This window comes from Ruegeria sp. CDSB114 (genome assembly GCF_059611025.1).
Window position 1 is genome coordinate 497,548 of the sequence record NZ_JBXWOT010000001.1, and the last position, 10,231, is coordinate 507,778.

Genomic DNA, 10,231 nt, shown 5'->3' on the forward strand with positions numbered 1-10,231 from the left:
AAGGGCAAGGCAGCAGGACTAAGGCGAGAGGCAAATATTATGGGCGGATTTGTCGGCGGAATGATCGCAGGCGCAGTTGTCGTTGTGGTGCTGGGGGCAGTCTTATCGCTCAACGCGCCGCTGTCGAAAAAGCCGTCCATAGCGACAGTCGCACCAGAACCTGCACCGGTGCAGACGTCGGAGAGCTCCGAGGTTGTCGCTGAGGCGGGTGCAGATGCCGATCTGCTCAAACTCCCTGCGCAGACGCCCGAGAATGAAGTCGAAGTAGAGGATTCTCTGGCCGGTTTATCCGAAGCTGAGAACGCCCCGGACAGCCAGCCGGTAGTGAATGACGTAAGCGTTCCGGTCGAAGCGCCGACGCCGAGCGAGGCGGATTCCGTAAGCATCTCGAGTGAGGCCCCTGTCGTTCCGCGAATGCCTGTCCCCGTTCAGCCTGCGCCGCTTGCCGACCTCAGCCCAGATGCCGCAGAAGATGCCCCTGAGCCACCGGCTGATCAGGTTGCTCTTGCCGAGCCCTTGCCCGAAGTCTCGCCTTCGGAATCAATCGAGCTGGAGGTGAATCCGGAGGATAACCCAATCGCAGTGGAAGGGGACGAGGACACGCTGCCCAGTCAGCCGCTACCGCGTATCGCCTCGGTTCCGCAGATCGGCGCAGAGGACAACACGTCGGGAAATACCACTATCGGGCGTCGTGTAGTGCCTTTGACTGAACGAGATGATGAAGCAGCCCAAGATCCGCAGGAAGAGGTTCCTGTAGGTAAACCGATCGAGGCCTTCGCAGAGAAGTTTGACAATCCGGATTCCAAACCCCTCATGTCGATCATTCTGATTGACGATGAGGGTGCATATGGCGCCGAGGCGCTTCAGGATTTCCCATATCCGCTTACGTTTGCGGTGCGCCCATCAGACCCCGATGCAGCTGAGAAAATGGCTCGACATCGGGCGGCCGGGTTCGAAGTGATGGTCACTGCTGACCTGCCCAAGGCGGCCAGCGCACAGGATGCTGAGGTATCGCTTTCGGTGTGGCTTGAAGCGTTGCCCGAAACGGTAGGAATTCTTGAAGGTGATGGATCCGGCATCCAGGGTAACCGGAAACTGGCGGATCAGGTCGCCGCCATCGCCGGTGGAACGGGTCGAGGACTGATCACTCAGGATAACGGGCTCAACACGGTTCAGAAGTTGGCCTCCCGTAATGGAATTCCGTCTGCGGTAATTTTCAGAGATATCGACGGCGCGCGGCAGGATGCAAAAATCATGCGACGTTTTCTGGACCAGGCTGCGTTCCGGGCCGGGCAGGAGGGCACCGTTGTCATGTTGGGCCGGTTGCGCCCGGATACCATATCGGCCTTGCTGCTTTGGGGTCTGGAAGATCGCGGAGGCCGCGTAGCAATGGCGCCTATTTCGGCGGTGATGATGCAAGGGGCAAAATAGGCCCGGTCGCTTCCTTCCCCGAAACAGGCAGCCCAGACGGGCTGCCTTTATCAATTCTTGCCGGACAGCGTAAATCGGGCCGCGTCAGCCGCAGCGCGTCTGATGGCGTTGGACTTGTGGACGGTTTCCATGAATTCAGCCTCTGGATCGCTGTCATACACAACGCCACCACCGGCCTGAATATATAGCTTTTGATCCTGAACGATGGCTGTTCGCAGGGCGATACACATGTCCATGTCTCCGCCGGCGCTGAAATAGCCGACGCCGCCGCCGTAGACACCGCGTTTTTCCGGCTCAAGCTCATCAATGATTTCCATGGCTCGTACCTTGGGCGCGCCCGAGACCGTCCCCGCAGGCATTCCCGCAAAAAAGGCGTCCAGCGCATCTTTACCCTCGGCCAGCTCACCCACAACGTTTGAAACGATGTGCATAACATGGCTGTACCGTTCAATGATGAACTCTTCGGTCGGGCGCACCGTTCCGATCTTTGAAACGCGCCCGGTGTCATTACGGCCTAGATCCAACAGCATCAGATGTTCGGCCAGTTCTTTCTTGTCGGCCAGCAACTCAATTTCGTAAGCTTTGTCCTCTTCCGGGGTCGCTCCACGTGGACGCGTCCCGGCGATGGGTCGTATGGTGACTTCATTGCCAAACACGCGCACCAGGATTTCCGGGCTGGCACCGATCACCTGAAACCCGCCAAAGTTAAAATAGAACATGAAGGGCGACGGGTTTGTTCGCCGCAGCGACCGGTACAACGCAAATGGAGGCAGCGGGAAATCCTGCGTCCAGCGCTGCGCTGGCACTACCTGAAAGATATCACCAGCGCGGATGTATTCCTTGGCTTTCTCGACCGCCTCCAGATAGCCGGATTTGGTAAAATTCGAGACGGGCGGGGCGACTTCGTACGCATCGCCAAGGTCACGTGTTTCAGCAGGCATCGCCCGCTCCAGATCGCGCACTGCGTCCATGACGCGCTCGGCAGCCTGGGCATATGCAGCCTTGGCCGACTGGCCATCGCTGACCCAGGCGGGGGAAACGACCGTGACTTCGCCCTTCACACCATCCAGAACCGCGACGACAGAAGGGCGCAGCATGACGGCATCCGGCAGGCCCAGAGGGTCGGGGTTGATGTTCGGCAGATGCTCGACCAAGCGCACCATGTCATAACCGAGATAGCCAAATAGTCCCGCCGCAGCTTGTGGAAGGTCGTCAGGCAGCTCGATCCGGCTTTCGGCCAGAAGCGTCCGAAGGTTGTCCATCGGATCGCCATCCTGTGCCGTGAAAGCGTCCGGGTCGAACCGGGCCGAGCGGTTCAGTTCCGAGGTCTCAGCGCGACAGCGCCAGATCAGGTCGGGTTTCATACCGATGATCGAATACCGTCCGCGGACCTCGCCACCAGTCACCGACTCGAGCATAAAGGCGTCTTTTTGCGCGCCGGTCAGTTTCAGCATCAAGGAGACAGGCGTATCAAGATCGGCTGCCAGACGGGTGTAAACGACCTGGTTTTCGCCGGCCTCATAGGCGCGGGCGAAGCTGTCAAACTCGGGGGTCAGGGCCATATTCGGTCTCTTAATTAATAGCTCGCCTGAACGGCGTTCAGTGCTTGCTGATCCACCACAGGACGGGCGCGGGACTGGGCGTCGCGAACATAGGCATCGAAAATGTTCTGTGCCAGAGCCTGATTCAGCTGAGCGGCCAGCGCTTGTTGAACCTGACGGCGTTCATCGGTCTCGGCAGGGGGCAACAATTCGTCAAGTCGAACGATCAACGCGAACCCGGCACCGGGAACGACACGATAGCTTCCTAGTTCCATGTCGAACACTTCCGGCATGAAACCTGCGGGTACATCTTCTAGAAATGCAGTTCGTGTCAGAGCGTTTTCCACGCGGTGAGGCAGGCCGGTCGTGGTGAAATCCCCGTTCTCCTGCAACTGCTCCAACACGGCATTCGCGTGGTCTTCCAACGCTTTGTCAGTTTGAACCTGTGTCCAGGCCGCCGCAACGCGATCACGCGCTGATTTCAGCGGTTCAGGCCGACGAGGCAGCGTTTCGTTCAGGCGCAGCGCAAAGATCGAACCGTCCTCAAGGAATGCAATCTCGGGAAAATCCCCGTCTTGCACGGCTTCGGCTGCACTGCGGAAACCGTCATATGCGGCCACGCCATCCTGACTGGCGCGAGTCCAGTCGATCTGTCCCAGCTCCATCCCGGTCTCGGCTGCCAACTCCTCAAGTGTTGCCCCGCCTGCAAGCAGGTCATTGATGTCTTCGGACTGAGCCTCGATCTGGCGGCGCGCACGGTCTGCGGCCAACTCTTCGCGCAGAGCTGGGGCGGCGTCTTCGAAGGGAGTGTTGTTCTCAGCCAGCGAGCCGTTGATACGAAAAAGGGCAGGGCCGAATACCGAGGGCAGAGGTCCAACAACAGTGTCCAGTTCAGCCGCGAAAATGGCCTCGGCCGCATCGCCTAGGTCGTCGCGGGTAACGTCGCCCAGATCCACGTCGCTCAGCTCAAGCTCACGGTCACGGACAAGTTGTTCGAAGGTTGTCCCGCCAACTTCAATCTGTGCCATGGCATCTTGCGCAGCTGCGTCATCAGAAAAAGAAAGGCGTTCAACAAGGCGGCGTTCGGGTTGCTGAAACTCGTCTGCGCGCTGTTCGAAAAGCCGGAGAACTGAATCTTCGTCCACCTCGACACTATCCAGCAGCATATTGGGCGACAGAATCGTATAGGTCAGCTTTTTGGTGCGGGGCAGGGAAAACTGGTCCTGGTTCTCGTCGTAATAGGCCTGGATTTGTTCATCGGTTGGGGTTGCAACCGGCTCTGCCAAAGCTTCGGACGAAACGGTTGCAACAGTAAAGCTGCGGCGCGCACCGACAAAGTCTGTCAGAACTTCAGTCAGGATCGAGGGCATTTCTACTCCGCTGACCACTGCATCCTGTACGATGGTCCGTGCGGATTCTTTCCTCAGATCGGTTTCAAACTCGGTGTCGGTCATGCCAACCTGTTCAAGCTGAAAGCGATATGCCTCACGGTCGAAAGAACCATCAGGCCCCTGAAACGCAGGGATCGAGACGATTTCTTCCTGCAAATTTTCATCGCCGATCGAAATACCCAGCAGACCAACTTCGTTATCCAAAGCAGCCAGCGCGGTGAGGCGCGACAGAGCCAGTTGGTCCAAGCCAAAATCGCGGGCCTCTGACATTTGCAGGGGCTGGCCGGTCTGGCTTTCGACCGCGCGGATTTCTCGCTGAAGTTCGCGGACGTAATCGTCAATCGAGATATCTTCGTTGCCCACCTGCGCCACAGTGTGCACAGTTCCAGTCAGGCTGGTCGCGCCAAATCCTGCAAGGCCCAGCATCAAAAGACCCATGAGGATCCAGACAAAGGTCTTTGATAGATTTTTCATGCCTGCGGCCATGGTGCCCTCTTGTTTTATTCGGCAAGTATTTGCCCTGTCGGTTGCGGCCCTGAATACGACGCGCACCGCCGGGGGGCAAGCTTAGAAGGAGAGAGCGTGCAGGCGGTCAAACAATTCCGTAATTCCGTTGCGATCAAGATTGGCAAATGCGATGCGGACTTGTCGTTTCCCGGCCGGGTCGTGATCGGGCATGAACATCGTGCCTGGCAGCAACAGAATGCTGGCATCCGTGACCAGCCGACGGGCCAAATCATCCGAAGAGATGTCAAACGGGTGTTCGAAATAGGCAAAATAGGCGCCCAACCCAAGCAACCGCCATCCTTTACTGGTCAGTTTGGGAAGTTGTCTTGTAATGACAGCGCGACGGTCGAGGATTTCCCTTCGTTCATCGGCCAGCCATTGCGACAGGTTTTGCATACCCCAAAGCGCACCAAACTGACCGATTTGGTTTGGACAGATCGCGACGGTATCCAGAAATTTCTCAATCTCAGACAGCAGCAACGGACTGGTCGCAACAGCACCTACTCGGTGACCAGTCAGACGGTAGGCCTTTGAAAACGAATATAGATGAATCAGAGTGTCATCCCAGCCCGGCTGAGCGAACAGATCATGGGGCGGGCCGCTGCGGCTGTCGAAATCGCGGTAGGTCTCATCAACCAAAAGCTTAATTCCGGTTTCGCGCGACAGTTCGAAAAACGCGCGCAGCAGCTCAGCCGGGTATTCGACACCGCCGGGATTGTTCGGGGTGACCAGAGCAATGGCGCGGGTCTTATCCGTTATCAAATCCCGCGCCGCGTTCACCTCTGGCAACAGTCCATCATCAGTTCTCAGATCAATGGCGTTAACACCTGTCATATCCAGCCACATTTTATGGTTGAAATACCACGGCGTGGGCAGAATGACCTCATCCCCTTGGTCTGTGATGGAGGAAATCGCAGCGGCGAAGGCCTGATTGCAGCCAGAAGTAATGGCAACCTGTTCCTGCGCGACAGGTGCGCCATAATGAACCGTAATCTGGCTGGCCAGTTCAGACCTGAGGGCGCTGTTGCCCAGAACCGGGCCATAGAGATGAGCGGAATCCTCGGTCGACGCATAAGCCGCCATCGCCTGACGCATCTCAAGTGGAGGCGGATCGACGGGGGCCGCCTGACTTACGTTTATCAAGGGCCGCTCTTCAGGGAAGGTCACGCCTTCGATCCACCGGCGCGCCTCCATGACTGGGGGCGGAAAGGTGGCGGCGGTGCGTGTCCGGGTCATCTCTGCGCCCCAGTCAGTTGCTGCGCTTGGGCCGGATCAATCCGTGCCCCGATAGGGTTCGACATATTGCAAAGCCATATCCCACGGGAAGAAAATCCAGGTGTCCTGGCTGACTTCGGTGATGAAAGTGTCAACCATCGGGCGGCCTTTCGGCTTGGCATAAACAGTCGCGAAATGCGCCTTGGGATACATCGCCCGTACCAGTTCCAGAGTTTTGCCACTGTCGACCAGATCGTCGACAATCAGGATTCCGGTGCCGTCGCCCATGAGGTCAGCGTCGGGCGCTTTGAGCACTTCGGCTTCGCCTTGATCCTGATGATGGTAGGAGCGCACGCTGATCGTGTCGACTGTGCGAATGTCCAGCTCGCGGCTGACTATCATCGCCGGTGCCATGCCGCCACGAGTAATGGCAACGACGCCACGCCAGGCTCCATCATCCGGACCTTGCCCATCCAGCCGCCAAGCGAGCGCTCGGGAATCGCGGTGAATCTGATCCCAGCTGATGTGAAAGCCTTTTTCGTGGGGCAGGCGGTCCTTGGCACTCATGATTCAACCCTTCTCAACGTCTGGAGCATCAACGGCTTTCATACCGACGATGTGGTATCCCGAATCCACATGCAGGTTCTCACCAGTGACACCGCCGCTTAGATCGGAAAGCAGATACAGCGCCGAGTTGCCCACATCGTCGATGGTCACATTGCGGCGCAGGGGTGAGTTATATTCGTTCCACTTCATGATATAGCGGAAGTCGCCGATACCGCTGGCGGCCAGCGTCTTGATCGGCCCGGCCGAGATCGCATTCACACGAATGCCGTCCTTGCCTAAATCCTCGGCCAGATATTTGACCGATGCTTCCAGCGCGGCTTTGGCAACGCCCATGACATTATAATGCGGCATCACCTGTTCGGCACCGTAATAGGTTAGGGTGATGGCGCTGCCGCCTTCGGTCATCATCTTTTCGGCACGCTGCATTACGGCGGTAAAGGAATAAACCGACACGTCCATCGTGAGGTTGAAATTCGCCCGCGATGTATCAACGTAGCGCCCGCGTAGCTCATTCTTGTCTGAAAAACCGATTGCGTGGACAACAAAGTCCAGCTTTCCCCATTTCTCGGATAGCGCATCGAACAATCCGTCGATCGAGGCTTCATCGCTGACATCGCAGGGCAGGACGATTTCACTGCCCAGCTGTGCCGCCAGAGGGTCAACGCGCTTTTTCAAGGCATCCCCTTGATATGAGAATGCTAACTCGGCCCCGGCCTCGGACAAGGCGCGGGCGATTCCCCATGCGATTGATTTGTCATTGGCCAGTCCCATGATGAGGCCGCGCTTTCCGGCCATCAACTGATTTGACATGTTCGGTTCTCCGCCTGTCTTCGCGTTATGTTGCGTTGGTTTATGCCATTGGCTGGTCTGCTTCAAGGCCGTGCACTCTTGCCCGTGGCGGGAACTCGCCCTAGGGTATCCCTCAATAGTTTCCAGGGGATGGAAATGAGCGAACGTGATGGCATCTTCGCAGGAACCGACCCATTTGCAATAGCAGGGCGGTGGCTGGGCGAAGCTGTGAAGAGTGAACCCAACGATCCTAACGCGATTGCACTGGCAACCGTGGGCGAAGATGGTATGCCCAATGTACGAATGGTGCTGTTGAAAGAGATCGAAGCTGACGCCTTCGTTTTCTACACAAATTACGAAAGTGCCAAGGCAGGCGAGTTGGACAATGCTGGCAAGGCTGCCTTCGTGATGCATTGGAAATCTTTGCGGCGTCAAATCCGCGTTCGTGGTACAATCACGCGTGAGGATGGACCAAAGGCTGATGAATATTATGCCTCCAGGTCATTGAAAAGTCGGCTTGGTGCTTGGGCGTCCAAGCAATCTCAGCCGCTTAGCAGCCGTTCCGCGCTGATGGCGGATGTGGCGAAAGTGACCGCAAGGCTTGGCCCAAATCCTCCGCGCCCTAAATTTTGGGGTGGCTACCGGCTTGTGCCGACGGAAATCGAATTCTGGGCAGACGGCGCATTTCGTCTGCACGACAGGTTCAGGTGGTGCCGGGATGACGCTGCTTCCGAATGGCAGATTCAGAGGTTGAATCCATGACGTTCACGTGTCGCGAATTGCAATGCGCAGATAACAAAGGGATTTTTCACCTTGAATTTGCGCGTCAATCCCATACACATCGGACCCTTAATAAAGTGAAAAAAAACGCAGTGGGACCACAGTGCCAGAAGATCTGAACAACATGTACCGCGTCCGAGGACACGTTAAATGGTTCGACCCTGCCAAAGGATACGGCTTTGTCGTATCGGATGAAGGTGGGCCGGATATTCTGCTGCACGTAAACGTTTTGCGTAATTTCGGTCAAAGCTCGGTTGCAGACGGGGCGGGCATCGAAATTATGACGCATCGCACTGATCGCGGTGTGCAAGCTGTCGAAGTCATCAGCGTCGATCCGCCAGCGCGCGCCGATACGATGATGCTCGCGGATTTTGCTGAACTTGATCCAGTTGAGATTGCAGCGGCCCCTTTGGTGGCTGCGCGGGTTAAGTGGTTCGACAAGGGCAAAGGGTTTGGCTTCGCTAATGTATTCGGGCGTGGCGAGGATGTGTTCCTGCATATTGAGGTTCTACGCCGTTCGGGGCTTGCGGATCTGCAACCCGGTGAAGCATTGGCCATGCGGGTCATAGACGGACAGCGTGGTCGGATGGCGGCCCAGGTTATGGCCTGGGAAGCAGCTATGGATGACTGATCTGCCATGGCAGGGCTTTTCAAGGTTCTGACTGTCGTCTTGTTACTTTGGGCCGGTGGCGCAGACGCCGCCTGTCGTACAGATCGTGTTAGCCTAAAAAATGATAAGTCCCAAATCGGCTTTGATATTGAACTCGCCGTGTCGCCACAGGAGCGATCGCGCGGACTCATGTTTCGAGAATCGCTTCCGGTACGTTCAGGGATGCTGTTTGTATTCGACCCGCCGCAACCTGTTGCGTTCTGGATGAAGAACACGCTGATTCCTCTGGACCTGATCTTCATAGATAAGACGGGTATGGTAACGAAAGTTCATCACAACGCGATTCCCGGTGATTTGACCCCCATCGGAGGGGGCGATTCGGTATTCGCGGTGTTGGAAATCAACGCTGGTCTCGCAGATCGTTATCTGATCACGCCCGGAACACAGATCCAGCACAAAGTTTTTTCACATGGTCCGGCAATTTGGCCCTGTTAGGGCTTTTCAAATCAGAACGGCACGGTTAGGAAGGCGCACGGTTCGGGGCGTGGCGCAGTCTGGTAGCGCACCTGTTTTGGGTACAGGGGGTCGTAGGTTCGAATCCTGCCGCCCCGACCACTTCTTCAAATATTAAAATGGCGACCCACCCATCGTTCGATAGATGGCGCTAAGGGTTTTATCCAATTCTTTGCTTTCTACAGGGACTTTTGCAGCAGGCCCTGTTTCGCGCGGCACATTAAAAAACAGATCCGCTTCAACCAGATAGCCATCTGCATTTTTTTCGGCGGTCAGCCGAGTCACACTTTTGGGTAGGTTCTGTGGATAGCCGTTATAGTTGAGAATCAGGTAGGCTGTGGTCTTCGGAGGCAGGAGTTCCTGACACTCGAACTGACGATTTCCGAATTTCCTAAATTCCTCACCCGGGCCGTTGCAGGATGTCTCGAACGTAGCAAACAACTTGTCGGGAAAGGCTGAGAACTGCGCGCTGCGCGATGTGGCGGGCGTTTCTTGTGGTGTGCAGGCCACGATCAGGGCAAACAGGGAAATTATTCGAAACGCGGTCATTGATCGGTCTGCCCTTTGTTGGATGTGCTTTTACGCGCACCTCTGAGTAATGTCGAAATCGGCCGGATGCTGATTCTATTTCAACCTAGACATCTTAAGGCTGGTTTATCAAATCGCGATAAGTAAGCCGGAAAGAACGGTTAATCGTATTACGGACTTGGCTAGGTGATGGCGAACCATGGCGGATAACTCTGTGGAGGAATCGGAAACTGTCCTTCACCAGTTTGTCTATGCGGATCGGTCAACATAAAAGATTCCAAAAATGGCGGAAAAAGGCCGTTGACGATCTATGTGTGAATACGCCAGATTGTATAGGCCGAAAGTGCTGCCACTAAATC

General features: G+C 56.4%; 10 protein-coding genes and 1 tRNA gene. 5 read left to right on the plus strand and 6 right to left on the minus strand.

The window, feature by feature from the left end; all coding sequences use genetic code 11:
* The first annotated feature begins 39 nt into the window (after positions 1-39).
* The gene (locus tag AC2FIP_RS02490) at positions 40-1,431 is read left to right on the plus strand and encodes a divergent polysaccharide deacetylase family protein (protein ID WP_496785061.1); all 1,392 of its coding nucleotides are present in this window, start codon (positions 40-42) and stop codon (positions 1,429-1,431) included.
* Positions 1,432-1,481: 50 nt separating this feature from the next.
* Here the strand turns inward: AC2FIP_RS02490 and trpE are convergent, their stop codons facing one another.
* The 5 genes from trpE to fabI all read right to left on the minus strand — a co-directional run bounded on the left by trpE (position 1,482) and on the right by fabI (position 7,462).
* Positions 1,482-2,993: an anthranilate synthase component I gene (gene trpE / locus AC2FIP_RS02495; protein WP_142633617.1), complete on the minus strand. Its 1,512-nt coding sequence runs from the start codon at positions 2,991-2,993 to the stop codon at positions 1,482-1,484.
* Between the two features lie 14 nt (positions 2,994-3,007).
* Entirely contained in the window at positions 3,008-4,849 is a 1,842-nt protein-coding gene (locus AC2FIP_RS02500) for a peptidylprolyl isomerase (protein WP_496785063.1), read from the minus strand.
* Between the two features lie 81 nt (positions 4,850-4,930).
* Entirely contained in the window at positions 4,931-6,106 is a 1,176-nt protein-coding gene (locus AC2FIP_RS02505) for an aminotransferase (protein WP_496748889.1), read from the minus strand.
* A gap of 36 nt (positions 6,107-6,142) precedes the next feature.
* On the minus strand, positions 6,143-6,652 hold the full coding sequence (gpt, locus tag AC2FIP_RS02510; RefSeq protein WP_496688181.1) for a xanthine phosphoribosyltransferase: 510 nt from the start codon (positions 6,650-6,652) through the stop codon (positions 6,143-6,145).
* Positions 6,653-6,655: 3 nt separating this feature from the next.
* Entirely contained in the window at positions 6,656-7,462 is an 807-nt protein-coding gene (gene fabI / locus AC2FIP_RS02515) for an enoyl-ACP reductase FabI (protein WP_142633624.1), read from the minus strand.
* A gap of 135 nt (positions 7,463-7,597) precedes the next feature.
* On the opposite strand from fabI, the gene pdxH reads away from it, so the two are divergent.
* The 4 genes from pdxH (at position 7,598) to AC2FIP_RS02535 (ending at position 9,446) form a co-directional block, all read left to right on the plus strand.
* Positions 7,598-8,203, plus strand: coding sequence for a pyridoxamine 5'-phosphate oxidase (pdxH, locus tag AC2FIP_RS02520; protein WP_142633627.1), 606 nt, complete (start codon positions 7,598-7,600; stop codon positions 8,201-8,203).
* 142 nt (positions 8,204-8,345) lie between these two features.
* On the plus strand, positions 8,346-8,852 hold the full coding sequence (locus AC2FIP_RS02525) for a cold-shock protein (RefSeq protein WP_282021219.1): 507 nt from the start codon (positions 8,346-8,348) through the stop codon (positions 8,850-8,852).
* Positions 8,853-8,858: 6 nt separating this feature from the next.
* Entirely contained in the window at positions 8,859-9,326 is a 468-nt protein-coding gene (locus AC2FIP_RS02530) for a DUF192 domain-containing protein (protein ID WP_281972048.1), read from the plus strand.
* 43 nt (positions 9,327-9,369) lie between these two features.
* Positions 9,370-9,446 (plus strand) — tRNA-Pro (locus AC2FIP_RS02535).
* Between the two features lie 12 nt (positions 9,447-9,458).
* Here AC2FIP_RS02535 and AC2FIP_RS02540 read toward each other — a convergent pair.
* On the minus strand, positions 9,459-9,893 hold the full coding sequence (locus tag AC2FIP_RS02540) for a hypothetical protein (RefSeq protein WP_496748891.1): 435 nt from the start codon (positions 9,891-9,893) through the stop codon (positions 9,459-9,461).
* Positions 9,894-10,231 lie beyond the last annotated feature (338 nt).